Here is a 25788-nt window from a genome sequence, read left to right on the forward strand (position 1 = left end):
AGGTCCACTCGTTCGAGTGACCGAATCGCCCGATACGGGACATCGCAGACGGTTATGCCTGTCCGCGCACGCCCTTCGCCAGCTGACCGGCCAGCTCGCGGACCGCCGCGAGGCCGGCGGCGTGGTCGGGGGCGTCCAGCATCCGCTTCACGAAGGCCGAGCCGACGATGACCCCGTCGGCGAAGCCGGCGACCTCGGCGGCCTGGGCCGCGTCGGAGACGCCGAGCCCGACGCAGACGGGCAGCTCGGTGCCGGTGCCGCGGGTGCGCTGGACCAGGTCCTGGGCCTGCGCACCGACGGAGTCACGGGTGCCGGTGACGCCCATGAGGGAGGCGGCGTAGACGAAGCCGCTGCCCGCCGCGGTGATCTGGGCGAGCCGCTCGTCCTTGCTGCTCGGCGCCACGACGAAGACCGTCGCGAGTCCGTGCTTCTCGGCGTGCTCCCGCCACAGCGCCGACTCCTGGACCGGCAGGTCGGGCAGGATGCAGCCGGCGCCGCCCGCCTCGGCCAGCTCGGCGGTGAAGCGCTCCACGCCGTACCGGTCGATGGGGTTCCAGTACGTCATGACGAGCACCGGCTTGCCGGTGGCCTCGTGCGCCTCCCTGACCGTGCGCATGACGTCGGCGATCTTGACGCCGCCGCGCAGGGCGATGTCGTCGGCGGTCTGGATGACCGGGCCGTCGAGCACCGGGTCGCTGTGCGGCAGGCCGACCTCGACGACGTCGGCGCCGCCGTCGAAGACGGCCTTGATCGCCTCGATGCCGCCGTCCACGGTCGGGAAGCCGGCCGGGAGGTAGGCGATGAGCGCGGACCGGCCCTCGGCCCTGGCACCGGCGAGGGTGTCGGTCAACAGCTGGATGTTCCCGCTCACTTGGCGTCCCCCTCGATCTCGGCGGTGTCGGCTTCGTTGGCGGCCACCTCGGCGTCGGTGTCGTAGAGGCCGAAGTAGCGGGCGGCGGTGTCCATGTCCTTGTCGCCGCGGCCGGACAGGTTGACGACGATCAGGCCGTCCTTGCCCAGCTCCCTGCCGACCTCCAGGGCACCGGCCAGCGCGTGGGCGCTCTCGATGGCCGGGATGATGCCCTCGGTACGGGACAGCAGACGCAGGGCCTGCATGGCGGCGTCGTCGGTGACCGCGCGGTACTCGGCGCGACCGCTGTCCTTGAGGTAGGAGTGCTCGGGGCCGATACCCGGGTAGTCCAGACCGGCCGAGATCGAGTACGGCTCGGTGATCTGGCCCTCGTCGTCCTGGAGGACGTAGGACCGGGAGCCGTGCAGGATGCCGGGCTCGCCCGCGGTCAGGGTGGCCGCGTGCTCGCCGGTCTCGACGCCGTGCCCGGCCGGTTCGCAGCCGATCAGGCGGACGCCCTCGTCGGGGATGAAGGCGTGGAAGAGGCCGATGGCGTTGGAGCCGCCGCCGACGCAGGCGATGGCCGCGTCCGGGAGGCGGCCGGCCCGCTCCAGCAGCTGGCGGCGGGCCTCGACGCCGATGACCCGGTGGAAGTCGCGGACCATGGCCGGGAAGGGGTGCGGGCCGGCGACCGTACCGAACAGGTAGTGCGTGTGGTCGACGTTGGCGACCCAGTCCCGGAACGCCTCGTTGATGGCGTCCTTGAGGGTGCGGCTGCCGGACTTCACGGCGACGACCTCGGCGCCGAGCATGCGCATCCGGGCCACGTTCAGGGCCTGGCGCCGGGTGTCGACCTCGCCCATGTAGATGGTGCAGTCGAGGCCGAACAGCGCGCAGGCGGTGGCCGTCGCGACACCGTGCTGGCCGGCGCCGGTCTCGGCGATGACGCGGGTCTTGCCCATGCGCTTGGTCAGCAGGGCCTGGCCGAGCACGTTGTTGATCTTGTGGGAGCCGGTGTGGTTCAGGTCCTCGCGCTTGAGGAACACGCGGGCGCCGCCGGCGTGTTCGGCGAAGCGGGGGACCTCGGTGAGCGCCGACGGGCGGCCGGTGTAGTTGACCAGCAGGTCGTCGAGCTCTCGGGCGAACTCGGGGTCGTGCTTGGCCTTGTCGTACTCGACGGCGACCTCGTCCACCGCGGCGACGAGGGCCTCCGGGATGAACTTGCCGCCGAACGCGCCGAAGTACCCTTCGGCGCTGGGGACTTGACCCTCCGGGTCAGGGAAGAAGAAGTTGCTGGGCATGCCGAAACCTCACGGTGAGTGCGTGCGAGAAGACACTATTCGCCGTGGGGGCGGGGATTCGTCCGTCGGCTGCGGGCCGTCAGTGGTTGCTCGCGCCCGCGCGGCGGTAGCCGCAGATCAAACAGAGCCCCGCGCCCCTGACGGGGCGCTGCTGCCATCGCATGCCGTTCACCTGCCCAGGTTCGTCACCGATGACGTACCGCACCCTGCGACCGTGGACGCGCCTTGCCGGGGCGCGGCAGCCCCTCGGGCGGCAGCCGCGCGCCAGGCGGGCGTACCGGTCCACGGTCGTCACGGTGAGAGTCATCGGGACCAAGCCTAGCGGGCGATCAGCCCCGGCCGTGGCGCAGTGCCGGATGTTCGCCCGCCGCCACCAGGTCGGCCACCGCCGCCTTCGGGTCGCGGCCGGTCACCAGGGACTCGCCGACCAGCACGGCGTCGGCGCCGGCGTTGGCGTAGGCGATCAGGTCGTGCGGACCGCGGACGCCGGACTCGGCGACCTTGACGATGTGGTCCGGGATCTCCGGGGCGACCCGCTCGAACGTGCCGCGGTCGACCTCCAGCGTCTTCAGGTTGCGCGCGTTGACGCCGATGACCTTGGCGCCCGCGTCCACCGCCCGCTCGACCTCGTCCTCGTCGTGCACCTCGACGAGGGGGGTCAGGCCGATCGACACCGCGCGCTCGATCAGCGACTCCAGGGCCGACTGGTCGAGGGCGGCCACGATCAGCAGCGCGAGGTCGGCGCCGTACGCCCGGGCCTCCCACAGCTGGTACGACGTGACGATGAAGTCCTTGCGCAGCACCGGGATGTCCACGCGCGCGCGGACGGCCTCCAGGTCGGCGAGCGAGCCGCCGAAGCGGCGCTGTTCGGTGAGGACGGAGATGACGGCCGCGCCGCCCGCCTCGTAGTCCGCGGCCAGCCCGGCCGGGTCGGCGATCGCGGCCAGCGCGCCCTTGGAGGGGCTGGAGCGCTTGACCTCGCAGATCACCTTGACGCCGTCGCCCTTGAGCGCGGCCACCCCGTCCTTGGCGGCGGGGGCCTTGGCCGCGCGCTCCTTGAGCTCGTCGAGGCTGACGCGTGCCTGCCGCTCCGCGAGGTCGGCACGGACTCCGTCGATGATCTCGTCGAGCACACTCACGCGAGCGGCCCCCTTCCTGACGGTGGTTCCTTCAGGTTCCGAAAACCTGTGGTCAATGCGATGGTATCCGCAGGAGCGCCATGGCTTCGCATCCGGTGGACGCCGGTCCCACTACCTGGACGTTCGCCATTCGATCAAGGGTGGAGCCAGCCACCGGACGGCAGGTTCCGGACGACCGTGAACACCAGCAGCAGCGCGCCGGCGGTCCACAGCTGTGCCGGTCCGAGGCCGAGCCGCAGCGGCCGGCCGCGTGCCGCGCGGACCACCCAGACGGTCCACAGCACGGCGAAACCCAGGTAGGCCGCCACGGCCGGCGCGTTGTCGTGCAGGGCGCCGAGGAGGTCGCCGTGGACGAACGCGTGCGCGCTGCGGAGCCCGCCGCAGCCCGGGCAGTACAGGCCGGTGAGCGCGTACAGGGGGCAGAGGGGGTAGTGGCCGGGTTCGTTCGGGTCGACGGCGCCGACGTACGCGAAGGCTCCGGCGACGGCCACGAGCACCGCGGCGGGGACGGCCACCCGTCGCCGGACGGGCCCGGGGGCCGGTGGGCCACTGTGCGCCCCCTGGGGGGCGACCGTACGGCTGTCGACGCTCACCCGGGCATTCTCCCCCGCCGTCCCGTCCGGCGCGCGCCGGTGAGCGGCCCGGGAAGGCCCCGGCACATGCGAGGGGCGGCCCGCATCCCCCTGGATGCCGGGCCGCCCCTTCGCGTGGGCGTCGTGCTCAGCTCTCCGCGCCGACCGGCTCACGGGTGGCGGCGGGGGCGACGTGCTGGAGGGCGTGGGTCTGCTTCGGCTGGCCGAGGCCCATGGCGCGCATGACGGCGCCGACCACACCGCCGAGGACCACGAGCGCCATGCCGGCCCAGAAGCCGACGGGCTGGGCCATCACCATGAAGGCACCCGCGACGCAGAAACCGATGAAGGCGATGATGACACCGGTCCACGCGGCCGGGGTGTGACCGTGGCTGCTGCCCGCCATGACTTGCTCCTCGTTGCTGTGTACGTGTCGTACGAGCCGGACGCTCGCCGTCCATTGTCCCGTACGCGTGCGCGTGCCGGACGCGGGGGTGGCGTCTGTTTCACCACATCAGGTTCGCCGTATCCGGTTCGCCGCAGCCGGTTCACCGCATGGCGTCAGCACTCCGGGCGGCGGCTCACGCGCCCGTCGGGTCCTCGCCGCGGTCCAGGGCCTTCCACATCTCCTCGGGCCGCTCCGGGTCGGCCGGCCGGGCCGTGCGGCGCGGGCGGGCGGCGCCGCGCTCGTAGCGCCCGGACATCGCGGGCCACAGGCTGCCGTAGCGCAGCGCGAGCAGTCCGGCGACCAGGATCAGCAGGCCGCCGACGGCCGCGACGTAGGGCCAGCCGGTGTGGCTGAGCGCGGCGACCGTGGCGGAGGTGTCGCCGCTCGCCTTGGCGGCCTTGTCGTCCAGGGCGGAGCTGTCGGAGGCGGTCACCAGGGCCGCGGCGACGATCCCGGCGCCGGACAGCGCGAGCATCCCGGAGACGACGAGGCGGCCGGCCCTGCGGACGGCGAAGACGGCGACGAGCGCGGCGAGGCCCACTATGGCGAGGGCCGCGGGCACGCCCGTGACGTCGCTGCCCTTGGCGGTCAGCGGGAAGGAGCCGCCGGCCACCGTCGCGGTGCCCTCCGCCCAGCGCTGCCGGGTCGCGAGCAGCGCCACGGCCGCGCCGAGCGCACCGGACAGGAGGGCCACGGCGAGGCTCCGCCGGCCGGACCGGGCGGGCGCGGCGGCTTCGGAACGGGGGTGAGGTACAGCTGTCACGTACTCCACTATCGCCTGAACCCCGGGCGAACCGGCACCCGGGGTTCGTATGAGAAGCGCCCTATCGCGCGGCCTGCTGCCCCAGACGGTTCGCCGTGTGCACCGCTCGCAGCACCGCCGCCGCCTTGTTGCGGCACTCCTGGTCCTCCGCGACCGGGTCGGAGTCGGCCACGACACCGGCGCCGGCCTGCACATAGGCCGTGCCGTCGCGGAGCAGGGCCGTACGGATGGCGATCGCGGTGTCGGAGTCGCCGGCGAAGTCCAGGTAGCCGACGCAGCCGCCGTACAGGCCGCGGCGGGACGGCTCCAGCTCGTCGATGATCTGCATCGCGCGGGGCTTGGGGGCGCCGGACAGGGTGCCCGCCGGGAAGCAGGCGGTGAGCACGTCGAAGGCCGTGCGGCCGGGGGCCACCTTGCCGGTGACGGTCGAGACGATGTGCATCACGTGCGAGTAGCGCTCGACGGACATGAAGTCGACCACCTCGACGGAGCCGGGCTCGCAGACCCGGCCGAGGTCGTTGCGGCCGAGGTCGACCAGCATCAGGTGCTCGGCGCGCTCCTTGGGGTCGGCGAGCAGCTCCTCGGCGAGGGCCTGGTCCTCCTGCGGCGTGGTGCCGCGGTGCCGGGTGCCGGCGATGGGGTGGACCATCGCCCGCCCGTCCTCGACCTTCACCAGCGCCTCCGGGGAGGAGCCGACGACGTCGAACCCGTCGAAGCGGAACAGGTACATGTACGGCGAGGGGTTGGTGGCCCTGAGGACCCGGTAGACGTCCAGGGCGCTCGCCGTGCACGGGGTCTCGAAGCGCTGGGAGGGCACGACCTGGAAGGCCTCGCCCGCGCGGATGCGCTCCTTGACGTCCTCGACGGCCCGCTGGAAGTCGGGGCCGCCCCACAGGGCGGTGTACTCGGGCAGTTCGGAGGGCGGCAGGTGGGCCGGAGGCTGGGCGACCGGGCGGGTGAGGTCCGCCTCCATGGCGTCCAGGCGGGCCACCGCGTCCGCGTACGCCTCGTCGACGCCCGTGTCCAGGTCGTTGTGGTTGATCGCGTTGGCGATCAGCAGGACCGAGCCCTCCCAGTGGTCCATGACGGCGAGGTCGCTGGTGAGCAGCATGGTCAGCTCGGGCAGCCGCAGGTCGTCGCGCTCGCCGGGGCCGATCTTCTCCAGCCGGCGGACGATGTCGTAGCCCAGGTAGCCCACCATGCCGCCGGTGAAGGGCGGCAGGCCCTCCTGGTGCGGGGTGTGCAGGGCCTGCAGCGTGGCGCGCAGGGCCGCGAGGGGGTCGCCGTCGGTGGGGACGCCGACGGGCGGGGTGCCGAGCCAGTGCGCCTGGCCGTCCCGCGCGGTCAGCGTGGCGGCGCTGCGGACCCCGACGAAGGAGTACCGGGACCAGGACCGGCCGTTCTCCGCGGACTCCAGCAGGAAGGTGCCGGCGCGCTCGGCGGCGAGTTTGCGGTAGAGCGCGACCGGGGTGTCGCCGTCGGCGAGGAGCTTGCGCGTGACCGGGATGACACGGCGGTCGGTGGCGAGCTTGCGGAAGGTCTCCAGATCCATGGCCGCTGACCTTACTGACCGGATCCGGCCGCGCCGGAATCGGCGTCCTTGAGCAGCACGTCCTCGTCGAAGCAGGTGCGCGCGCCGGTGTGACAGGCGGCGCCCACCTGGTCGACCTTGACGAGCAGGGTGTCGGCGTCGCAGTCCAGCGCGACCGACTTCACCCACTGGAAGTGGCCGGAGGTGTCGCCCTTGACCCAGTACTCCCGGCGGCTGCGCGACCAGTAGGTGCAGCGGCCCGTGGTGAGCGTGCGGTGCAGCGCCTCGTCGTCCATCCAGCCGAGCATGAGCACCTCGCCGGTGTCGTACTGCTGGGCGATGGCGGGGACGAGCCCGTCGGCGCTGCGCTTCAGGCGCGCGGCGATCTCCGGGTCGAGGCTGCTGGGCCGGGGGCTGCCGGTCGTACTGGTCATGGATGCCATTGTGCCGCGCCCCACCGACACGGCCGGAGCGGCGTCCATGGAATGGTCACATGGTCGTAGGCTGACCCCATGTCGACCTTCGCCAAGCGTGAACGGCTTCTTCTCGCCGACCTCTTGGAAACCGTCGGCCCGGACGCCGAGACCCTCTGCGAGGGCTGGCGGAGCCGGGACCTGGCCGCGCATGTGGTCGTGCGCGAACGCCGCCCGGACGCGGCCGGGGGCACGCTGATCAAGCAGCTCGCGCCGCGCCTGGAGAAGGTGATGGCCGAGTACACCGCGAAGCCGTACGAGGAGCTGATCCAGCTGATCCGTACCGGCCCGCCGCGGTTCTCGCCGTTCCAGCTCAAGCAGATCGACGAGGCGGCCAACGTCGTCGAGTTCTACGTCCACACGGAGGACGTCCGCCGCGCCCAGCCGGACTGGAGCCCGCGCGAGCTGGACCCGGTCTTCCAGGACGCGCTGTGGTCCCGGCTGGAGCGCAGCGCGCGGCTGGTGGCGCGGGGCGTGCCGACGGGTCTGGTGCTGCGCCGCCCGGACGGCCGGACGGCGGTGGCGCACCGGGGCACCCCGGTGGTCACGGTGACCGGCGAGCCGTCGGAGCTGCTGATGTTCGCGTTCGGCCGGCAGAACGCGGCCAAGGTGGCCCTGGACGGCGACGCGGACGCGATCACGATACTGCACGAGTCCAAGCAGCTGGGCATCTGAGAGGACCCGCCCATGATCAAGGTCGCGATGACCGGCGTCTACGTGGACGACGTGGCGAAGGCGCACGCCTTCTACACCGATGTCCTCGGCTTCGAGACCCGCACCCGCATGGATCTCGGCGACGGCACGCTCTTCGTGACGGTCGGGGCGCCGGAAGGGGCCCAGCCGGATCTCCAGCTGCTGCTGGAACCCGGACAGGGCCCGATCGCGGAGCCCTATCGCCGGGCGCTGCACGAGGCGGGGCTGCCGTGCATCGTGTTCTCCGTGGACGACGTCCGGGCCGAGTACGAGCGGCTGAGCGGCGCCGGTGTCCGGTTCACGCATCCGCCGCAGGAGCAGGGCCCGACGCTGGCGGCGGTGTTCGACGACACGGTGGGCAATCTGGTGCAGCTGGTTCAGCCGAACGAGTGAGCGGCCGTCAGCCGGGGAGTTCCGCGCGGCGCAGGCCCGGTACGGCCAGGGCGACGACCCCGCCGAGGCCGCAGACGGTCGCGCTGACGACGTAGACCGGGCCGAGTCCCCAGGTGCCGATCGCGGCGGCGGCGAGCGGCATGCTCAGCGGGGCGAGGCCGAGGCTGACCAGGCTGGAGACGGAGGTGACCCGGCCGAGGTAGGCGGGGTCGGCCTGGGTCTGCAGCAGGGCGCCGCACATCGCGCCGCTGAGCCCGGTGAGCAGGCCGACCAGCACGGCCGTGCCGACGGCGGCCCCGAGGGCCGGGACGTAGGCGAGGGCGCCCATGGCCACGGAGCCCACGATGACGGCGTACCCGGTGACCAGCCCGGCCCGTGGCAGCCGGCCCCGGACGGTCAGCAGCAGCGAGGCGGCACCCGCGCCGACTCCGAACCCTGCCAGCACCCAGCCCATGCCGGAGGCGCCCCAGCCGCGCCGGTCGGCGAGCAGGGTCAGGCCCACGTTCAGGGGGCCGACGAAGCCCAGGTCCCCGAGGGCGATGGCGAGCATCAGCGGACCGAGGACGCGGTGGCGGCGGACGTAGCGCAGGCCGGCCTTCAGGTCGCTCCAAGGGGTGGTGCCGTGGTGGGGCGCGGCCGGGTCTCCGCCACCGGCCGGGGTGCGGTCGTCGGCGGGCAGGTCCCGCATCCGCACCGACATCAGCAGCGGCACCGACACCGCGATGAGCAGCCCGGCGAGGGCGAACGCGGCCGGGGCGCCGCCGACCGCCACGCCGAGGCCGCCGAGCGGGGCCCCCACGACGCTCGCGAAACGGATGGCGAGGCCGCGCATGCCCTGGACGCGGGCGAGCTGGCTCTTCTCGGCGATACGGGCCGGAAGCGCTCCCACGGCGGGCATGAACACGGCGTCGACGGTGCCGAAGACCAGCGCCAGCAGGGCGAGCGGCCACAGCCCGGGGCTGGTGAGGAACAGCAGGGCGGCCACGGCGAGGACGGCGGCGCAGCGTACGGCATCACTGCCGATGACGACTCTTCGCGGGCCCAGCCGGTCGGCGATCACGCCTCCGCCGAGCATCAGCACGGCCCTGGGCAGCGCGCTGACCGACATCACCAGTCCGGCCTGGGCGGGGCTGCCGGCCTGGACCGCGGCCCAGGACAGGGCGAGGTAGTAGACGCTGTCGCCCAGCATCGAGAAGGCGTAGGCGGCCAGCCAGCGCCGAACGTCGGGGTCGCGGTGGGCGGAGAGCGCGTGCTTCGTCCCCGCCCGGAGGGTGGATATGTGGGAGCCGGTCACCTGGTCAGGCGGCCCACTCGCGCAGCAGTCGGGCGACTTCGGTCAGGTCGGCTTCGTCGCTGCGGATGTCGGACACGAGTTTCGCCCAGTCGCCGGGCCGCGGATCGAGCGGTGTTCCCGACGCCTCCATGTACGCGCGGACACAGCCGATGCCGATCGTCGCGTTGTAGTCCGTGAACGGCCGCAGCCTCAGCGCCGTGTGCAGGAACGTCGCCGCGCGCGACTCGGCCTCTTCGTAGTAGGCCTCGCCCGCGATGCGCTCGTACCTGTGCCGTTCGGCCATGCAGTGCAGCGCACCCCAGTCACGGATCGGGGTGTTGTGGGGCGAGACCTCGACCTGGACGTTGAGGATCCAGCCCGCGTCCACGTAGAGCGTCACCGGAGTCCCGCCGGGAAGCGCTCTTCGAAGTCCGCCATGATCTCCCGGGCGTACTTCGTGGCCCCTTCGACGAACCGCTGCTTCTGCCGCCTGCGCACCACGTCCTCGGTCAGTATGTCGTGCGCGAGTCGCTTGATCGCGACGCCCTGCTCCTTGGCCTCGGCGCGCAGCTCGGCCAGCTCTTCTTCGGTGAACTCGATCGTGATTCCGGGCATATGAGCACCCTAGCCACTGCGCAACCTTGATCACTACCGCGTTCACTACCAGGGATGACGCCTCGAACTACCGAACGGGATGCCCGGCCTCCCGCAGCCTCTCCTTCACCTCGCCGATCCTCAGGTCGCCGAAGTGGAACACCGACGCGGCCAGGACCGCGTCCGCGCCCGCCTCGATGGCCGGCGGGAAGTCGGCCAGCTTGCCGGCGCCGCCGGACGCGATCACCGGGACGGTCACGTGCTTGCGGACCGCCGCGATCATCTCCAGGTCGTAGCCGTCCTTGGTGCCGTCGGCGTCCATGGAGTTGAGCAGGATCTCGCCCGCGCCCAGCTCGGCCGCCCGGTGGGCCCACTCGACGGCGTCCATGCCGGTGCCGCGCCGGCCGCCGTGGGTGGTCACCTCGAAGGTGCCCTCAGGGGTGCGGCGCGCGTCGACCGAGAGGACCAGTACCTGGCGGCCGAACCGCTCGGCGATCTCGCGGATCAGATCGGGGCGGGCGATCGCGGCGGTGTTCACGCCCACCTTGTCGGCGCCCGCCCGCAGCAGCTTGTCCACGTCCTCGGCCGTGCGGACGCCGCCGCCGACCGTCAGCGGGATGAACACCTGCTCGGCGGTGCGGCGCACCACGTCGTACGTCGTCTCCCGGTTGCCCGAGGACGCGGTGATGTCCAGGAACGTCAGCTCGTCGGCGCCCTCGGCGTCGTACACCTTGGCCATCTCGACGGGGTCGCCCGCGTCGCGCAGGTTCTGGAAGTTGACACCCTTGACGACCCGGCCGTTGTCCACGTCCAGGCAGGGGATGACTCGGACCGCCAGGGTCATGATCGCTCAGGCTCCTCTGAATGCTTCAAGTTCTACTTCGACCAGGATGCGGGGGTCGACGAACCCCTCCACGACCAGCAGGGTCGAGACCGGGCGCACGGAGTCGAACAGCTCCTTGTGGGCCCGGCCGGCGGCGTCCACATCCCGCACATGGGTCAGGTACATCCGCGTACGGATCACGGAGTCGATGCCGAGCCCGAACTCGGCGATCGCCTCCAGCGCGCTGGTGAAGGCCACCTTGGCCTGCTCGTACGGGTCGCCCTCCCCGTACAGCACGGTGCCCTTGAAGGACGTCGTGCCCGCCACCAGGACGCGGTCGCCCGCCGCCACGGCGCGTGCGAAACCGAAGGACTCTTCCCAGGGACTTCCGCTCTGCACGCGCCGCACGGCATCGCTCATGACGACACAGCCTCCAAGGCCTCTTCCAAGGTGAACGCCTTCGCGTACAGCGCCTTCCCGACGATGGCGCCCTCGACACCGACGGGTACCAGCTCGGCGATGGCGCGGAGGTCGTCCAGGGACGACACGCCGCCGGAAGCCACGACCGGGCGGTCCGTCGCCGCACAGACATTGCGAAGCAGCTCCAGGTTGGGGCCCTGGAGCGTTCCGTCCTTGGCGATGTCCGTGACGACGTAGCGGGCGCAGCCCTCCTTGTCGAGGCGCGCCAGCGTCTCGTAGAGGTCGCCGCCGTCGCGGGTCCAGCCGCGGCCGCGCAGGGTGGTGCCCCGCACGTCCAGGCCGACGGCGATCTTGTCGCCGTGCTCGGCGATGACCTTGGCGACCCACTCGGGGGTCTCCAGGGCGGCCGTGCCGAGATTCACCCGGGTGCAGCCGGTGGCGAGGGCGGCGGCCAGCGACGCGTCGTCACGGATGCCGCCGGACAGCTCCACCTTGATGTCCATCGCCTTCGCGACCTCGGCGATCAGCTCGCGGTTGTCGCCCGTGCCGAACGCGGCGTCCAGGTCGACCAGGTGCAGCCACTCGGCGCCGGAGCGCTGCCAGGCGAGGGCGGCCTCCAGCGGGGAGCCGTAGGAGGTCTCGGTCCCGGACTCGCCGTGCACGAGACGGACGGCCTGGCCGTCGCGGACGTCGACGGCGGGGAGGAGTTCGAGCTTTGCCATGGTCTACAGGGTTCCGATCCAGTTGGTGAGGAGCTGGGCGCCGGCGTCGCCGGACTTCTCGGGGTGGAACTGGGTGGCCCACAGGGCGCCGTTCTCCACGGCGGCCACGAACGGCTCGCCGTGCGTCGACCAGGTGACCTTGGGGGCCTCGATCAGCGGGTTGTGTGTCTCCAGGGCCCACTCGTGGACGGCGTAGGAGTGCACGAAGTAGAAGCGGGCGTCGGCGTCCAGGCCGGCGAACAGCTGCGAGTCGGCCGGGGCGTCGACGGTGTTCCAGCCCATGTGGGGCACGATGTCGGCCTGGAGCGGCTCGACCGTGCCGGGCCACTCGTCCAGGCCCTCGGCCTCCACGCCGTGCTCGATGCCGCGCGCGAAGAGGATCTGCATGCCGACGCAGATGCCCATGACCGGGCGCCCGCCGGACAGCCGGCGGTCCACGACCCAGTCGCCACGGGCGGCGCGCAGGCCCCGCATGCAGGCGGCGAAGGCGCCGACGCCCGGCACCAGCAGGCCGTCGGCGTTCATCGCCCGGTCGAAGTCACGGGTGATCTCGACGTCGGCGCCCACGCGCGCGAGGGCGCGCTCGGCGGACCGGACGTTGCCGAAGCCGTAGTCGAAGACGACGACCTTCTTTTTGCTCGACGGGGTGCTCAATTCCACACCTCCAGCCGCATGACGCCCGCCACCAGGCACAGGCCCGCGCCGATCGAGAGCAGCACGATCAGGCTGGTGGGCATCTTCTGCTTGACGAAGGAGATGATGCCGCCGACCAGGAAGAGGCCGACGACGATCAGGAGGGTCGACAGACCGGTCATGGGTTACAGCGCGCCCTTCGTGGAGGGGAGGATGCCGGCGGCGCGCGGGTCGCGCTCGGAGGCGTAGCGCAGCGCCCGGGCCAGCGCCTTGAACTGGCACTCCACGATGTGGTGCGCGTTGCGCCCGTACGGCACGTGCACGTGCAGCGCGATCTGCGCCTGGGCGACGAACGACTCCAGGATGTGCCGGGTCATCGTCGTGTCGTACTCGCCGATCATCGGCGCCATGTTCTCGGGCTCGGTGTGCACGAGGTAGGGGCGGCCGGACAGGTCGACGGTCACCTGGGCGAGGGACTCGTCCAGCGGGACCGTGCAGTTGCCGAAGCGGTAGATGCCGACCTTGTCGCCGAGGGCCTGCTTGAAGGCGGCGCCGAGCGCGAGGGCGGTGTCCTCGATGGTGTGGTGGGAGTCGATGTGCAGGTCGCCGTCGGTCTTCACGGTGAGGTCGAACAGACCGTGCCGGCCGAGCTGGTCGAGCATGTGGTCGTAGAAGCCGACGCCCGTCGCGATGTCGGTCCGGCCGGTGCCGTCGAGGTCTATCTCGACCAGCACCGAGGTCTCCTTGGTGGTGCGCTCCACGCGTCCTACGCGGCTCATACCTCAAGCTCCTTCTTCAATTCACGGACCGCGTCGAGGAACGCGTCGTTCTCCTCCGGGGTGCCGGCGGACACCCGCAGCCATCCCGGTACGCCGTTGTCCCGGACCAGCACGCCCCGGTCGAGGATCTTCCGCCAGGCCTCGTGGGCGCTCTCGAACCGGCCGAACTGCACGAAGTTCGCGTCGGACTCGACGACCTCGTAGCCGATCGCGCGCAGTTCGGCGACGAGCCGGTCCCGCTCGGCCTTCAGCTGCTCGACATAGCCCAGCAGCGTGTCGGTGTGCTCCAGCGCGGCCAGGGCGGTCGCCTGGGTGATCGCCGACAGGTGGTACGGCAGCCGGACGAGCTGGACGGCGTCCACGACCGCCGGGTCGGCGGCGAGGTAGCCGAGGCGGAGGCCCGCCGCGCCGAACGCCTTCGACATCGTGCGCGAGACGACGAGGTGCGGGCGGCCCTCCAGCAGCGGCAGCAGCGAGGCGCCGTGGCTGAACTCGATGTACGCCTCGTCCACGATCACCATCGAGGGCTTGGCCGCCTGGGCCGCCTCGTACAGCGCGAGGACCGTCTCCGGCGGGACCGCGTTGCCGGTGGGGTTGTTGGGGGTGGTGAGGAAGACGACGTCGGGCTTGTGCTCGGCGACGGCCCGCTCGGCGGTGGCGAGGTCGATCGAGAAGTCCTCGCCGCGCGGGCCGGAGATCCAGCCGGTGCCGGTGCCGCGCGCGATGAGCGCGTGCATCGAGTACGACGGCTCGAAGCCCATCGCCGTGCGGCCCGGTCCGCCGAAGGTCTGCAGCAGCTGCTGGATGACCTCGTTGGAGCCGTTGGCGGCCCACACGTTCTCCATGCCGAGCGGGTACTTGCCGGTCTTCGTCAGGTACGCGGCCAGCTCGGTGCGCAGCTGGACCGCGTCCCGGTCGGGGTAGCGGTTCAGGTTCCGGGCGGCCTCCCGCACCCGCTCCGCGATCCGCTCGACCAGCGGCTCGGGCAGCGGATAGGGGTTCTCGTTGGTGTTCAGCCGTACGGGGACGTCCAGCTGGGGCGCGCCGTAGGGGGACTTGCCGCGCAGCTCGTCCCGTACGGGGAGATCGTCGATGCGGGTCACTTGCCTTCTGGAACCTTCCACCCGAAACGAGCCTTGATCGCCGCGCCGTGCGCGGGCAGGTCCTCCGCGTCCGCCAGCGTCACCACGTGGTGGGCGACCTCGGCGAGCGCGTCCTTCGTGTAGTCCACGATGTGGATGCCGCGCAGGAAGGACTGGACGGACAGGCCCGAGGAGTGGCAGGCGCAGCCGCCGGTGGGCAGGACGTGGTTGGACCCGGCCGCGTAGTCGCCGAGCGAGACGGGAGCCCAGGGGCCGATGAAGATCGCGCCGGCGTTCCTCACCCGGTCGGCGACCGCGGCGGCGTCGGCCGTCTGGATCTCCAGGTGCTCGGCGCCGTACGCGTCGACCACCCTGAGGCCCTCCTCGATGCCGTCCACGAGGACGATCGCGGACTGCCTGCCCTTGAGGGCGGGCACGATCCGGTCGTCGATGTGCTTGGTGGCCGCGACCTGCGGCTCCAGCTCCTTCTCCACCGCGTCCGCCAGCTCGACGGAGTCGGTGACCAGGACAGCCGCCGCGAGCGGGTCGTGCTCGGCCTGGCTGATCAGGTCCGAAGCGACGTGCACCGGGTCGGCGGTGGAGTCGGCGAGGATCGCGATCTCGGTCGGGCCGGCCTCGGCGTCGATGCCGATCTTGCCGGTGAAGTAGCGCTTGGCCGCGGCGACCCAGATGTTGCCCGGGCCGGTGACCATGTTCGCGGGCGGGCAGGACTCGGTGCCGTGGGCGAACATCGCGACGGCGGTGGCGCCGCCGGCCGCGTACACCTCGTCCACGCCGAGCAGGGCGCAGGCGGCGAGGATCGTCGGGTGCGGCAGGCCCCCGAAGTCGGCCTGGGCCGGGGAGGCGAGCGCGATGGACTCGACGCCGGCCTCCTGCGCGGGCACCACGTTCATGACCACGGAGGACGGGTAGACCGAGCGGCCACCGGGCGCGTACAGCCCGACGCGCTCGACCGGCACCCACTTCTCGGTGACGGAGCCGCCGGGCACGACCTGCGTGGTGTGCGTCGTACGGCGCTGCTCGCGGTGGACCAGCCGGGCGCGGCGGATGGACTCCTCCAGGGCGGCGCGCACCGCCGGGTCGAGACCGGCGAGCGCGTCGGTGAGCGCCCGGGCCGGGACACGGACGGTTTCCAGCCGTACTCCGTCGAACTTCTCGGCGAAGTCGATCAGCGCCGCGTCGCCACGATGATGCACGGCCTCGCAGATCGGACGCACCTTCTCCAGGGCGGCCTGAACGTCGAAGTCGGCTCGGGGCAGCAGGTCGCGCAGGGCGGGGCCCTCGGGAAGGGCGTCGCCGCGCAGATCGATTCGGGAAATCACAGTCCCAATTCTCTCAGACCGCCGTCCGGAGCCGTCCGCGCGTATCAATGGCTGATACAGAACGTGGACCAATGACTGGTACATAGGCTGGCCGGAACCCGGAAGATCACCTTCACGTGTGGTGTTCCGGGGGTCACACAGCGGGCATGAACGGCTGTACGAAAACCGCTGAAAACCACTGAACCGGGAGAGGAGCGCGGTGACCGAGGGGGCCGGCATCCGCACCGGGGACCTGCCCGACGACCTGACCGCGACCGAGGCGGGCATGTGGCAGGCCTTCCGCAACGGCAGCGTGTACGACCTGAGCAGCGGGGACTCCGTGGTGGACGATCCGCACGGCGGGCACCCCTGGGGTCCCGAGCGGACCGTACGGGCCCGCATCGTCTGCTGGCTGCTGCTGGACGGCCCGCCGGCGCTCGCGGGCCGGGTGTCCGCGCTGAAGCTCGTCGGCATACGGGTCACCGGCTCGCTGGACCTGGCGGGCGGCCAGGTCACGCCGTACGTGGAGCTGCGCGGCTGCCGCTTCGACGAGGAGGTCCGGCTGCCGGAGGCCCGGTTCACGACCGTACGGCTGGTGGACTGCGCGGTGCCGCGCCTGGAGGCGGCCCGGGTGCACACCGAGGGCGACCTGCACCTGCCGCGCTGCCGGTTCCAGAACGGGGTCCGGCTGACGGACGCGCACATCGGCACCGATCTGCTACTCAACCAGGCGATCGTGTACCGCGACCGCAGCGGACGGTCGATCGCGGCGGACGGCATGACCGTCGGCCAGGACCTCCAGGCCGAGATGCTGGAGTCGCACGGCGAACTGAGCCTGCGCGGCGCCCAGGTCGGTGTGTCGCTCAGCCTGCGCGGCGCGAGGCTCGCCAATCCCTACTCCCGCTTCGCGCTGAACGCCCCCCAGCTGACGGTCGAGCGCACCCTGTACCTGACCCCGGCCGGCGTGGGCAGCCCGCTGCTGAGCGGCACGACACCCGCGCGCGGGACGCGCATCCAGCGGTTCGAGTGCCGGGGCGGGGTGCGGCTGGACGACGGGCGGTTCGGGGACGCCGTCGACCTGGAGCGGGCCCGGTTCGTCTTCACCGACGACCAGGAGCTGTCGCTGCGCCGGGCGCAGACGCCGGAGCTGCGCTTCCTCGGGGACAAGCCGCAGCGGGGCAAGGTGGTGCTGTCCGGCGCGCGGGTGGTGACCCTGGTGGACCGCGCGAGCAGCTGGCCGGGCCCGGGCAGTCTGCACATGGGCGGGTTCACCTACGAGAGCCTGGTGCCGCAGGGACCGTTCCCGCTCACCCAGCGCCTGGACTGGGTGGCGGCGGCCACCGCCGAGTACGCCCCGGAGCCGTACGAGCGGCTGGCCGCGGTGCTGCGCGCCGCCGGGGAGGACGAGGACGCGCGCGAGGTGCTGCTCGCCAAGCAGCGCCGGCGGCGCGAGACGCTGCCGCTGGCCGGCAAGTTCTGGGGTTACGTCCAGGACTGGACGGTGGCGTACGGCTACCGTCCCGGCCGGGCCGCGGTGTGGATGGCGGTGCTGTGGGCGGCGGGCACGCTCACGTTCGCGCACGCGGACCATCCGCCGGTGAACTCCGGCGGCCATCCGGTCTGGAGCCCCGCGCTGTTCACGCTGGACCTGCTGCTGCCCGTGATCGACCTGGGCCAGGCCGGCCAGTGGCAGCTGAGCGGCGGCTGGCAGTGGCTGGCGGCGGCGATGATCCTGCTCGGCTGGATCCTGGCGACGACGGTGGCGGCGGGCGCGACCCGGCTGCTGCGGCGGGGCTGAGGACCGCGCGGCGGCGGGGCCGGCGGAACACGCCCTCACACACATCATTCGCTTCGAACGCTCACAGCTTGCACATCACCCTTTACCGGGCTTTGACCGTCCGCCGTACAACCTTCCGCAACTTGCCAAGGCCCTCTGGCGCCGCCCCGACCTGCGGACTTTCAATGGTCGGCACCATGGCTCTGCTGCCCTCGTTCATCCGCCCCACACGGATGACCAAACGCTCCGCGTCCCCGGCCGGCCGACCGCCCGCCGGGGACGAGGCCGTGCTCGACGCGCCCGACACCCGCCTCTCCCCGGCGCTGGTCGCGGCCGGCCGGGGCGAGTACACCGCCGCGGCCGTCCTGCTCGCCGCCACCCGCACCGCGGCCGAGTGGGAGTACCGGGACCGGTACGTGCGGCTCCTGGCGGCCTTCGCCCGCTCCCGCCCCGAGTGGTACGAGGAGTGGCGCGCCGCCGCCCCGGACGACCCCGGGGTGCTGCTGGTCGGGGCCCAGCTGGCGGTGGACCGCGTCTGGTCCTCGCCGGCCCGCGCCGAGCTGCTGCGCGAGGTGAGCCCGCTGATCACCGCCGCCGCCCGCGCCGACGTCGGCGACCCGGTGCCCTGGCGGATCGCGCTCGACCACGCGCGCGGCTCGCGGGCCGGGCACCGCTACGTCGAGGAGCTGTGGGAGGCGGCCGTCCGGCGCGCCCCGCACCACTACGGCTGTCATGTGGCCGCCCTGCTCTACCTGGCCGCCTCCTGGCACGGCTCCCACCACGCGTGCTTCGACTTCGCCGACCGGGCGGCGCAGGACGCCCCGGCCGGCTCGCTCGTGCAGGCCCTGCCCGCCCGGGCGGCCTTCGGCTACCTCACCGACGGCTGCGGCCCCACGGTGCCGCGCGCCCGGCTGGACGCGGCGGCCGACCGCGCGATCGCCCTGTCCGCACGCCTGCCGGCGGCCGACCCGGGACCCGCCCGGGTCCGCAACAAGCTGCTGTACGTCCTGCTGCGGCTGGAACGCTGGGAGGACGCCCGCACCCAGATGCGCCTGATCGGCCCGTACGCCACGTCCTTCCCCTGGGACCGGCTCTGCGACGACCCGCTCGGCCACTTCCTGCGCCTGCGCGAGCACCTGGAGACGGCGGGTACGCGGCCCGCCCCGGCCGGGCTGCTGCCGGCGCCGGCGGAGCCCCTCGGCGGCCACGGCGGACACACCTGCGCCGACGACCACTAGGCTGGGGCGCCGTGACCACCGTCCGTCTCCCGCTCTTTCCGCTGAACTCGGTGCTGTTCCCGGGTCTCGTGCTGCCGCTGAACGTCTTCGAGGAGCGCTATCGCGCCATGATGCGCGACCTGCTGAAGACCCCCGAGGACGAACCGCGCCGGTTCGCCGTCGTCGCCATCCGCGACGGCCACGAGGTCGCGCCCAGCGCCCCGGGCATGCCGGATCCCACGGCACAGCCCGAGCGGGGCCCGGCCGCGGGCTTCGGCCCCGACCCGCTCCGAGCCTTCCACGGGGTGGGCTGTGTGGCGGACGCGGCGACCGTCCGGGAACGGCCCGACGGCACGTTCGAGGTACTGGCGACGGGCACGACCCGCGTCCGTCTGCTGTCCGTGGACGCGTCGGGCCCCTTCCTGACCGCGGAGCTGGAGGAACTTCCGGAGGAACCCGGGGACGAGGCCGGCGCGCTGGCCGAGGGCGTCCTGCGGTCCTTCCGGCAGTACCAGAAGCGGCTGGCGGGCGCCCGTGAGCGCTCGATGTCCACCGGCGCCGAGCTGCCGGACGACCCGAGCGTGGTGTCGTACCTGGTGGCGGCGGCGATGGTGCACGACACGCCGACCAAACAGCGCCTGCTCCAGGCCCCGGACACCGCCTCCCGCCTGCGGGACGAGCTGAAACTCCTTCGCGCGGAGACGGCGATCATCCGTAACCTGCCGTCGCTGCCCGCGTTCGAGCTGACGCGGGCGCCGACCAGCCTGAACTGAGGGACACCGAGGGAACCGCACTCCTGATGGCGAAGAAGTCGAAGAAGCAGCAGCAGTCCGGGGGCACGCCCGCGACGGTGGCCCTGACGGCGGCGGGCGTGGACTTCACCGTCCACGCCTACGACCACGACCCGTCCCACCCCTCCTACGGCGAGGAGGCGGCCGAGGCGATGGGCGTCTCCCCCGACCGTGTCTTCAAGACCCTGGTGGCCGACGTGGACGGCGCCCTGGTGGTCGGTGTGGTCCCGGTGGCCGGCTCCCTGGACCTGAAGGCCCTGGCGGCGGCGGTGGGCGGCAAGCGGGCGGCGATGGCCGACCCGACCCTCGCCGAGCGCACCACGGGCTATGTCCGCGGCGGGATCTCCCCGCTCGGCCAGCGCAAGAGGCTGACGACGGTCCTCGACGACTCGGCGGAGGGCCACGAGACGATCTGTGTGTCGGCGGGGCGGCGGGGTCTTGAGGTGGAGCTGGCGCCGGGGGATCTGGCGAAGCTGACGGGGGCGGTGCTGGCGCCTATCGGCCGGGGCTGAGGCCTATCGGCCGGGGCTGAGCCGGCACCCGCGCGGCCCACGGGGCGCGCGGGCGCGAGGGACGTAGCTACGGCTGCTGCGGATATCGCTACGGCTGCTGCGGATACGGCTGCTGCGGATAGGGCGGCTCGGGGTCCCGCGGCCCGAACAGCGCGGTCAGCCCGAGATGCACCAGCAGCCCGGCGAGCGGCCACGCGAGCAGCGCCCCCTTCGCCGACAGCTTCAGCGGCGCCGAGAACGTCACCCCCTTGCCCACGGCCTGCGCGTGCGCGAGCACATCGGACTCGGGGCCCAGCCACACCCCCAGCCGCCAGGCCAGCAGGGACCCCAGCAGCCCGCCGAGGCCCAGCGCCACCACGAGCGGCACCCCGCCACGCCGCCGCAGCAGGACCAGCACGACCGCGCTGACCAGCCCGAAGGCGAGGCCCAGCAGGGCGAACGTACCGTCCACCCCGACGGCCTGCTCGCCCTCGGAGTCCTTCAGGTAGACGACCCAGCTCTTGTCGACCTCGTCGCCGACCAGCGGCACATGCGGCGCCAGCCACCACCACAGCAGCCCCAGCAGCACGCCGCCGAGCGCCAACGCCACCGTGATCACGGCGGCCTCCCGCACTTCCGTCCTCATCCCGGGACCGTCCTGTTCGTACCCACTCCCGACGGGTGCCCCGGCCGGCGGCGAAGCCTGCCAGACCTGGTGCGGGGAGTCGTCGTGCGGCGGCGGTGGCGGAGTCAACGGTGCGGTCACCCTGACATCGTGCCAGGTCGTGCTGTGCCCCGCGTCACCGGACGGCGGCCCTGCGGTAGGCCCAGGTCGCCACGGCCAGCGAGACCACCCCGACGCCCGCGCACACCCCCAGGTCAACCAGGACGACGGCCCAGTCGGGGTGGGCGCCGAAGGTCCGGGCGTACGCCTCCACGCCGTAGGTCGACGGCAGCAGATCACGGGCCAGCCGTACGAGCTCCGGCATCCGGTCGGGCGGCAGCACGCCCAGCAGCAGCGCCGCCGACATGCCCAGCTGCCCGAGCAGCGTGGCCAGCTCGGGCCGGGGCGCGAGCAGCCCGCAGGCGGCGCCGAGCCCGGCCAGCGCGGCCCCGGCGAGCGGGATGACGGCCACCAGGATCCACAGGTTGGACAGAGGCAGCCCGAACAGCGCGCAGCCGAAGACGGCGGTCACCAGGGTCCCCGGCACGGTGAAGGAGGCGTACGCCGCCGCCGCGCCCAGCACCACCGCCGCCGGTGGCACCGGCAGGGTGGCGTAGTGGTCGAGCCCGCCGCTGGCCCGCAGCTGCCCGAAGTACTGCGAGAGCAGGTTCAGCGCCACGTACGCGACGACCAGCACGGACGAGCCGGCCACCACGGACTGGGCCTCGTGGCCGCTGTCGACGACACCGCGCATCATCACGGCGATGCCGACGGACTGGAAGGTCGCCACGAACAGCAGCGGGATGCGCGCCACCCGGGCCCGGGACAGCTGCGCCCGGTAGACGGCCACCAGCGACGGCCACAGCCGCGCGGGCGGCCCCAGCTCGGCCGCGCCGGGCACCGTCTCCGGCACGGCCCGCGAGCCGCCCGGCAGAACCTCGGCGGGTACGACACTCACGACGAGCTGCTCCTCTTCCCTACGGCAGTCGCGCAGACCCATACGCGTTTCGCGGCCGGTGTGCTCACGCTTTCACCAGCCCCTGCCGGGCCGCGCCGCCCAGCGCCAGGTAGACGTCCTCCAGGCTGGGCGTGGCGAGCGTGAAGTCGTCCAGGGCGGCGAAGGCGGCCCCGCCGGTCACTGTGGCGACGACGGCGCGTGCCTCCTCGGGCGCGAGCCGGAGCGTCCAGCGCCGGCCGGACTCCACGGCCCGCTCGCGCAGGACGGCGACCTCGGGCACCTCCAGCGGCGCCCGCTCCCGCCACACCAGCTCCACCCGCACCTCGCCGGCGACCTGCGCCTTGAGCCCGGCGGGGGTGTCGCAGGCGATGACCCGGCCCTGGTCGAGCACGGCGACCCGGTCCAGGACCGTCTCGGCCTCGATGACGTTGTGGGTGACCAGCAGCACGGTCGTCCCGTGCTCGGCCCGCCGCCGGTCGACGGCCGCCCAGACCGCGCGCCGGGCCACCGGGTCCATGCCGGTGGTCGGCTCGTCCAGCACGAGCAGCGGTCGCGGGCCGACGAGGGCGGCGGCGAAGCAGGCGAGCCGGCGCTGCCCGCCGGACAGCTTCCGCAGCGCCCGCCCGGCGATCGGGGTCAGCCCGAGTTCCTCCAGTACGGCGTCCCGCTCGGCCCGCGCCCGCCGTACCTCCAGGCCGCGCAGGCGTCCGGTGGTCTCGGCGGCGAGGGAGACGGTCAGCTCGTCCAGGGCGGTGGACTCCTGGCCGAGGTACGCGAGGATCCGGGCGGCCCGCTCGGGGTGCCGCACGATGTCGTGGCCGAGGATCTCGACGCTGCCCGCGTCCGGCCGCAGCAGCCCGGTGAGCTGCCGTACGAGGGTGGACTTGCCGGCGCCGTTCGGGCCGAGCAGCCCGAAGACCTCGCCGCGCCGCACGTCCAGCTCCACCTCGTCGGTGGCCCGCACCTCGGGGGTGCCCGGCGTGCCCCGCCGGCCCTTCCCGGCCGGGTAGGTCTTGCTGAGCCCGCGCACGCGTACGACCGTGTCGTACCGTAGTGCCTGCCCCGCGCGCGTCATCACAAGGGACGAGACTACGGGGTCGGGGGCCTGTACTCGTCTTCGGGGGCGGCTACGGGGACTCAGTCGGCGGCGGGTGCGTGCGGCTCGGCCGCCGCCGGGACGTCGAACTCCCGCCAGAAGCCCGCCCGAATGGCGTAACGGTCGTGCTCGTCGATCTGGTCGTCCTTGTGTGCGAGCAGCCCGAACCGCGCCGCGTACCGCAGCAGCTCGCCGTCGATGCGGTGCGGGATGCGCGGATACATCTGCGACAGCCGCTGCAGATGGCTCTGGTCGCCGAGCCGGGACATCCAGCGGCGGGCGAAGACCTGCCCCACCTCGTACGGATCGCCGCCGACCGTCGTGATGTCCTCCTCCCGGTCGGCCCACCGCTGCTCGGCGGTGGTGAGCTGGGCCAGCGTCGGCATGGAGGCCGCCTCGGCGGGTTCGGCCGCCACGCCCGGCCGGTCGACCCAGCCCTTGTCGGAGGACCAGCGCAGCGTCGCGGTCGCCGGGTGCTGCGCGGGCTGGGCGCCGGGGGCGCGCAGCGCGGCCAGGTCCTTGGGGGTGGGGACGCCCTTGGCGGCGGGGACCCGCTCCGGGGTGCCGTTCTCCGTCGCGGCGGCCGACGGGTGCGCGGGCTGTTCGGCGGGCCGCTCGGCCGTCGCGGCGAGCGCGGAATCGGGCAGCGGCGCGGAGAGGATCGCGGCGATCTCGGGGCGGGGCGCGGGCGGCGGGGCGCAGACGCCGGTCAGCTCCTTGGCGCGGATGGCCTTGGTGATCCAGGCGCGGTCCAGCACCCGCCGCTCGTCGGCCTCGGCGACGAGGTCCTCGGACTGGTTGTAGTCGCCGTCGGCGGCCTGGACGGCCCACAGGTGGACGGCGACGCCGTGCTCCTTGGCGGCCATCATGCCGGGCAGCAGATCTCCGTCGCCGGTGACGAGGACGACGTCGGAGCAGGCGCGGTTGCGGGCCAGCTCGGTCAGCTCGGCGTGCATGGCGGCGTCCACGCCTTTCTGGGCCCAGCGTCCGTCACTGCGGGTGAGGGCACCGAGCCGGACGGTGACCCGGGGCATCACGCGCAGCCGGCGATGCTCCGGTTGGGGGACCCGGTCGGGCGCGCCGTCGAACCAGTAGATGCGCAGCAAGGGACGCTCGGTCTCGGACTCCGCGCGTTCGCGCAGGGCCTGGATCAGCGCGGTGTGGTCGACGGTGATCCGGGACCGCGAGGGCTCGCCGGCGAGGAGGCTGGCGGCGGCGCCCAGCAGATACCCGGCGTCCACCAGGACGATGCAGCGGTCCACGCGACTCACCCTCTTCCCGGGAGGCTTTGCTTTCGGACTTCCTTCGAGTCTGCCCGACCGCGCGGGGGTTAACGGCCCGAACTCGATCTTCGGCGTGGCGTTTGCGGTTCTCGCCCGCCCACCTGCCCTGTCACACACGGTAATTATCCGACATGCGCCTGATGTCAGCCTATGTGAATCTGGTCCCGGCCCTGGCCCCTAGATCCCCCACAGGAGGCAGATCACCATGGCCAAGAACAAGAACCGCAAGCAGGGCAGCCCGCAGAGCCGCGCGCCCCAGGCCGACCAGGCACACGAGCACGGGCAGCGGCCGGCGTCGGAGACGCACGAGTCGCCGGTGTCGCACATCCAGGGCAGCCCCGCGGATGTTGCTCGCAAGAAGCAGAAGAGCTTCGGCCACAACTAAAGGGCGCTTGAAGCCCGAGGGCAGTTGAAGCCCAGGCACATGCGAGGGGCGCACCCGTCATGGGTGCGCCCCTTCATGCTGCTTCGTGCCGTGGGGGTCAGCCGGCCAGGCAGGACGGACCGAGGAGCACCTTCAGGTCGCCGAACAGGGCCGGGTCGGGCTTGACCCGGTGCCGGTCGAGGCGGAGGACGGTGGTCTTGCGGGGGCCCTGGAGCTTGATGCGGACCTCGCTGTCGCCCTTGTGGTGGCTGAGGATCTCGCCGAGCCGGCTGACCATGGGCGGGGTGACCTTCACGGCGGGGATGGTGAGGATCACCGGTGCGTTGGTGCCCGCGTTGGAGAGGTCGGGGACCATCAGTTCCATGGCGACGAGCCGGGGCACGTCCTCCCGCTTGTCGAGCCGGCCCTTGACGAAGACGACCGCGTCCTCGACGAGTTGGGTCGAGATGAGCTGGTAGGTGGCGGGGAAGAACATGCACTCGATGGAGCCCGCGAGGTCTTCGACGGTGGCGATGGCCCAGGCGTTGCCCTGCTTGGTCATCTTGCGCTGGAGGCCGGAGATGATGCCGCCGATGGTGACGACCGCGCCGTCGGCGTGCTCGCCGCCGGTGAGCTGGGCGATGCCCGCGTCGGCCTTGTCGGACAGGACGTGCTCCAGGCCGAAGAGCGGGTGGTCGGAGACGTACAGGCCGAGCATCTCCCGCTCCTGGGCGAGCAGGTAGGTCTTGTCCCACTCCTCGTCGCTGAACTGCACGTCGAGTCCGAAGCCGGGCTCGTCGCCGGTCTCCTCGCCCATGCCGCCGAAGAGGTCGAACTGGCCCTCGGCCTCCTTGCGCTTGACCGCGACCACGTTGTCGATCATCGGCTCGTACTGCGCGGTGAGGCCCTTGCGCGTGTGGCCCATGGTGTCGAAGGCGCCGGCCTTGATCAGCGACTCCGTGGTCCGCTTGTTGCAGACCACCGCCTCGACCTTGTCCAGGTAGTCCGGGAAGGAGCTGTACTTCCCCTTCGCCTTGCGGCACTTGATGATCGACTCGACCACGTTGGTGCCGACGTTGCGGACCGCGGAGAGACCGAAGAGGATCACGTCGTCGCCCTGGGCGGCGAAGTTCGACTCGGACTCGTTGACGTTCGGCGGGAGCACCTTGATGCCCATGCGGCGGCACTCGTTGAGGTAGACGGCCGACTTGTCCTTGTCGTCCTTCACCGAGGTCAGCAGGGCGGCCATGTACTCGGCGGGGTGGTTCGCCTTCAGGTACGCGGTCCAGTACGAGACCAGGCCGTACGCGGCCGAGTGGGCCTTGTTGAAGGCGTA

At 72.6% G+C, this 25788-nt stretch carries 31 protein-coding genes; 7 read left to right on the top strand and 24 right to left on the bottom strand.

Annotation, left to right across the window (positions count from 1 at the left end; translation table 11 throughout):
* Positions 1-52: 52 nt before the first annotated feature.
* The 8 genes from trpA to hisI all read right to left on the bottom strand — a co-directional run bounded on the left by trpA (position 53) and on the right by hisI (position 7038).
* Entirely contained in the window at positions 53-871 is an 819-nt protein-coding gene (gene trpA / locus ABZ937_RS15620; protein ID WP_361691534.1) for a tryptophan synthase subunit alpha, read from the bottom strand.
* The gene (gene trpB / locus ABZ937_RS15625; RefSeq protein WP_361691537.1) at positions 868-2151 is read right to left on the bottom strand and encodes a tryptophan synthase subunit beta; all 1284 of its coding nucleotides are present in this window, start codon (positions 2149-2151) and stop codon (positions 868-870) included. The genes trpA and trpB overlap by 4 nt, the downstream gene beginning before the upstream one ends.
* Positions 2152-2480: 329 nt before the next feature.
* Complete coding sequence (gene trpC / locus ABZ937_RS15630; protein ID WP_361691540.1) at positions 2481-3290, bottom strand: indole-3-glycerol phosphate synthase TrpC; 810 nt, start codon at positions 3288-3290, stop codon at positions 2481-2483.
* A gap of 134 nt (positions 3291-3424) precedes the next feature.
* The gene (locus ABZ937_RS15635; protein WP_361691653.1) at positions 3425-3805 is read right to left on the bottom strand and encodes a DUF2752 domain-containing protein; all 381 of its coding nucleotides are present in this window, start codon (positions 3803-3805) and stop codon (positions 3425-3427) included.
* A gap of 205 nt (positions 3806-4010) precedes the next feature.
* Complete coding sequence (locus ABZ937_RS15640) at positions 4011-4268, bottom strand: HGxxPAAW family protein (protein WP_361691543.1); 258 nt, start codon at positions 4266-4268, stop codon at positions 4011-4013.
* Positions 4269-4443: 175 nt separating this feature from the next.
* A complete protein-coding gene (locus ABZ937_RS15645) occupies positions 4444-5082 on the bottom strand; it encodes a TIGR02234 family membrane protein (protein WP_361691546.1) in 639 nt (212 codons plus the stop codon).
* Between the two features lie 52 nt (positions 5083-5134).
* Complete coding sequence (locus ABZ937_RS15650; RefSeq protein ID WP_361691549.1) at positions 5135-6625, bottom strand: anthranilate synthase component I; 1491 nt, start codon at positions 6623-6625, stop codon at positions 5135-5137.
* Positions 6626-6636: 11 nt separating this feature from the next.
* Positions 6637-7038, bottom strand: coding sequence for a phosphoribosyl-AMP cyclohydrolase (hisI, locus tag ABZ937_RS15655; protein ID WP_361691552.1), 402 nt, complete (start codon positions 7036-7038; stop codon positions 6637-6639).
* A gap of 78 nt (positions 7039-7116) precedes the next feature.
* On the opposite strand from hisI, the gene ABZ937_RS15660 reads away from it, so the two are divergent.
* Positions 7117-7752 carry a TIGR03085 family metal-binding protein gene (locus tag ABZ937_RS15660; protein ID WP_361691555.1) on the top strand — a complete coding sequence of 212 codons (636 nt, stop codon included), beginning with the start codon at positions 7117-7119 and terminating at the stop codon, positions 7750-7752.
* A 12-nt stretch (positions 7753-7764) separates the two neighbouring features.
* Positions 7765-8163 (top strand): VOC family protein, encoded by a 399-nt coding sequence (locus tag ABZ937_RS15665; protein ID WP_361691558.1) that lies wholly within the window; start codon positions 7765-7767, stop codon positions 8161-8163.
* A gap of 7 nt (positions 8164-8170) precedes the next feature.
* Here the strand turns inward: ABZ937_RS15665 and ABZ937_RS15670 are convergent, their stop codons facing one another.
* The 11 genes from ABZ937_RS15670 to hisD all read right to left on the bottom strand — a co-directional run bounded on the left by ABZ937_RS15670 (position 8171) and on the right by hisD (position 15832).
* A complete protein-coding gene (locus ABZ937_RS15670) occupies positions 8171-9457 on the bottom strand; it encodes an MFS transporter (protein ID WP_361691561.1) in 1287 nt (428 codons plus the stop codon).
* 4 nt (positions 9458-9461) lie between these two features.
* Positions 9462-9836 (bottom strand): hypothetical protein, encoded by a 375-nt coding sequence (locus ABZ937_RS15675; RefSeq protein ID WP_361691564.1) that lies wholly within the window; start codon positions 9834-9836, stop codon positions 9462-9464.
* On the bottom strand, positions 9833-10051 hold the full coding sequence (locus tag ABZ937_RS15680) for a hypothetical protein (RefSeq protein ID WP_361691567.1): 219 nt from the start codon (positions 10049-10051) through the stop codon (positions 9833-9835). The genes ABZ937_RS15675 and ABZ937_RS15680 overlap by 4 nt, the downstream gene beginning before the upstream one ends.
* 67 nt (positions 10052-10118) lie before the next feature.
* Positions 10119-10874 carry an imidazole glycerol phosphate synthase subunit HisF gene (gene hisF / locus ABZ937_RS15685; protein WP_361691570.1) on the bottom strand — a complete coding sequence of 252 codons (756 nt, stop codon included), beginning with the start codon at positions 10872-10874 and terminating at the stop codon, positions 10119-10121.
* Between the two features lie 6 nt (positions 10875-10880).
* Entirely contained in the window at positions 10881-11273 is a 393-nt protein-coding gene (locus tag ABZ937_RS15690) for a RidA family protein (RefSeq protein ID WP_361691573.1), read from the bottom strand.
* On the bottom strand, positions 11270-11995 hold the full coding sequence (priA, locus tag ABZ937_RS15695) for a bifunctional 1-(5-phosphoribosyl)-5-((5-phosphoribosylamino)methylideneamino)imidazole-4-carboxamide isomerase/phosphoribosylanthranilate isomerase PriA (RefSeq protein WP_361691576.1): 726 nt from the start codon (positions 11993-11995) through the stop codon (positions 11270-11272). The genes ABZ937_RS15690 and priA overlap by 4 nt, the downstream gene beginning before the upstream one ends.
* Before the next feature lie 3 nt (positions 11996-11998).
* Positions 11999-12649: an imidazole glycerol phosphate synthase subunit HisH gene (gene hisH / locus ABZ937_RS15700; RefSeq protein ID WP_361691579.1), complete on the bottom strand. Its 651-nt coding sequence runs from the start codon at positions 12647-12649 to the stop codon at positions 11999-12001.
* On the bottom strand, positions 12646-12810 hold the full coding sequence (locus ABZ937_RS15705; protein WP_014672133.1) for a hypothetical protein: 165 nt from the start codon (positions 12808-12810) through the stop codon (positions 12646-12648). The genes hisH and ABZ937_RS15705 overlap by 4 nt, the downstream gene beginning before the upstream one ends.
* Before the next feature lie 3 nt (positions 12811-12813).
* Positions 12814-13407, bottom strand: coding sequence for an imidazoleglycerol-phosphate dehydratase HisB (gene hisB / locus ABZ937_RS15710; RefSeq protein ID WP_030783530.1), 594 nt, complete (start codon positions 13405-13407; stop codon positions 12814-12816).
* On the bottom strand, positions 13404-14510 hold the full coding sequence (locus ABZ937_RS15715; RefSeq protein WP_361691583.1) for a histidinol-phosphate transaminase: 1107 nt from the start codon (positions 14508-14510) through the stop codon (positions 13404-13406). Before ABZ937_RS15715 ends, hisB begins: the two co-directional genes overlap by 4 nt.
* Positions 14507-15832, bottom strand: coding sequence for a histidinol dehydrogenase (gene hisD / locus ABZ937_RS15720; protein ID WP_361691586.1), 1326 nt, complete (start codon positions 15830-15832; stop codon positions 14507-14509). The genes ABZ937_RS15715 and hisD overlap by 4 nt, the downstream gene beginning before the upstream one ends.
* Positions 15833-16031: 199 nt before the next feature.
* On the opposite strand from hisD, the gene ABZ937_RS15725 reads away from it, so the two are divergent.
* The 4 genes from ABZ937_RS15725 (at position 16032) to ybaK (ending at position 20108) form a co-directional block, all read left to right on the top strand.
* Positions 16032-17609, top strand: a complete 1578-nt coding sequence (locus tag ABZ937_RS15725; RefSeq protein WP_361691589.1) for an oxidoreductase — start codon at positions 16032-16034, stop codon at positions 17607-17609.
* A 164-nt stretch (positions 17610-17773) separates the two neighbouring features.
* Positions 17774-18826, top strand: coding sequence for a hypothetical protein (locus ABZ937_RS15730; protein WP_361691592.1), 1053 nt, complete (start codon positions 17774-17776; stop codon positions 18824-18826).
* An 11-nt stretch (positions 18827-18837) separates the two neighbouring features.
* Positions 18838-19578, top strand: a complete 741-nt coding sequence (locus tag ABZ937_RS15735; RefSeq protein WP_361691595.1) for an LON peptidase substrate-binding domain-containing protein — start codon at positions 18838-18840, stop codon at positions 19576-19578.
* Positions 19579-19604: 26 nt separating this feature from the next.
* Positions 19605-20108 (top strand): Cys-tRNA(Pro) deacylase, encoded by a 504-nt coding sequence (gene ybaK, locus ABZ937_RS15740; protein ID WP_361691598.1) that lies wholly within the window; start codon positions 19605-19607, stop codon positions 20106-20108.
* 88 nt (positions 20109-20196) lie between these two features.
* Here ybaK and ABZ937_RS15745 read toward each other — a convergent pair whose 3' ends face one another.
* From ABZ937_RS15745 to ABZ937_RS15760, 4 genes are all read right to left on the bottom strand, one after another.
* Positions 20197-20853, bottom strand: a complete 657-nt coding sequence (locus tag ABZ937_RS15745; RefSeq protein ID WP_361691601.1) for an AAA family ATPase — start codon at positions 20851-20853, stop codon at positions 20197-20199.
* Positions 20854-20887: 34 nt separating this feature from the next.
* Positions 20888-21709, bottom strand: coding sequence for an ABC transporter permease (locus ABZ937_RS15750; RefSeq protein ID WP_361691604.1), 822 nt, complete (start codon positions 21707-21709; stop codon positions 20888-20890).
* 64 nt (positions 21710-21773) lie between these two features.
* Entirely contained in the window at positions 21774-22784 is a 1011-nt protein-coding gene (locus tag ABZ937_RS15755) for an ABC transporter ATP-binding protein (RefSeq protein ID WP_361691607.1), read from the bottom strand.
* Positions 22785-22846: 62 nt separating this feature from the next.
* On the bottom strand, positions 22847-24067 hold the full coding sequence (locus ABZ937_RS15760; RefSeq protein ID WP_361691610.1) for an NYN domain-containing protein: 1221 nt from the start codon (positions 24065-24067) through the stop codon (positions 22847-22849).
* A 226-nt stretch (positions 24068-24293) separates the two neighbouring features.
* Here ABZ937_RS15760 and ABZ937_RS15765 point away from each other — a divergent pair, with 226 nt between their 5' ends.
* A complete protein-coding gene (locus ABZ937_RS15765; protein ID WP_361691613.1) occupies positions 24294-24473 on the top strand; it encodes a hypothetical protein in 180 nt (59 codons plus the stop codon).
* A gap of 97 nt (positions 24474-24570) precedes the next feature.
* Here the strand turns inward: ABZ937_RS15765 and ABZ937_RS15770 are convergent.
* A partial coding sequence (locus ABZ937_RS15770) for an OB-fold nucleic acid binding domain-containing protein (protein ID WP_361691616.1) occupies positions 24571-25788 on the bottom strand: 1218 nt, incomplete at its 5' end.

It is taken from the genome of Streptomyces sp. NPDC046727 (assembly GCF_040645635.1).
In the GTDB taxonomy this organism is placed as follows: Bacteria; Actinomycetota; Actinomycetes; order Streptomycetales; family Streptomycetaceae; genus Streptomyces.

Bases quoted from the DNA above. Each gene is read 5' to 3' on its own strand.
- ybaK (WP_361691598.1), top strand. From the start codon at position 19,605: ATGGCGAAGAAGTCGAAGAAGCAGCAGCAGTCCGGGGGCACGCCCGCG.
- hisI (WP_361691552.1), bottom strand. From the start codon at position 7,038: ATGACCAGTACGACCGGCAGCCCCCGGCCCAGCAGCCTCGACCCGGAG.
- ABZ937_RS15705 (WP_014672133.1), bottom strand. From the start codon at position 12,810: ATGACCGGTCTGTCGACCCTCCTGATCGTCGTCGGCCTCTTCCTGGTC.
- trpB (WP_361691537.1), bottom strand. From the start codon at position 2,151: ATGCCCAGCAACTTCTTCTTCCCTGACCCGGAGGGTCAAGTCCCCAGC.
- hisF (WP_361691570.1), bottom strand. From the start codon at position 10,874: ATGACCCTGGCGGTCCGAGTCATCCCCTGCCTGGACGTGGACAACGGC.
- ABZ937_RS15640 (WP_361691543.1), bottom strand. From the start codon at position 4,268: ATGGCGGGCAGCAGCCACGGTCACACCCCGGCCGCGTGGACCGGTGTC.
- ABZ937_RS15755 (WP_361691607.1), bottom strand. From the start codon at position 22,784: ATGACGCGCGCGGGGCAGGCACTACGGTACGACACGGTCGTACGCGTG.
- hisB (WP_030783530.1), bottom strand. From the start codon at position 13,407: ATGAGCCGCGTAGGACGCGTGGAGCGCACCACCAAGGAGACCTCGGTG.
- priA (WP_361691576.1), bottom strand. From the start codon at position 11,995: ATGGCAAAGCTCGAACTCCTCCCCGCCGTCGACGTCCGCGACGGCCAG.
- ABZ937_RS15690 (WP_361691573.1), bottom strand. From the start codon at position 11,273: ATGAGCGATGCCGTGCGGCGCGTGCAGAGCGGAAGTCCCTGGGAAGAG.
- ABZ937_RS15660 (WP_361691555.1), top strand. From the start codon at position 7,117: ATGTCGACCTTCGCCAAGCGTGAACGGCTTCTTCTCGCCGACCTCTTG.
- ABZ937_RS15730 (WP_361691592.1), top strand. From the start codon at position 17,774: ATGGTCGGCACCATGGCTCTGCTGCCCTCGTTCATCCGCCCCACACGG.
- ABZ937_RS15680 (WP_361691567.1), bottom strand. From the start codon at position 10,051: ATGCCCGGAATCACGATCGAGTTCACCGAAGAAGAGCTGGCCGAGCTG.
- ABZ937_RS15665 (WP_361691558.1), top strand. From the start codon at position 7,765: ATGATCAAGGTCGCGATGACCGGCGTCTACGTGGACGACGTGGCGAAG.
- ABZ937_RS15650 (WP_361691549.1), bottom strand. From the start codon at position 6,625: ATGGATCTGGAGACCTTCCGCAAGCTCGCCACCGACCGCCGTGTCATC.
- ABZ937_RS15765 (WP_361691613.1), top strand. From the start codon at position 24,294: ATGGCCAAGAACAAGAACCGCAAGCAGGGCAGCCCGCAGAGCCGCGCG.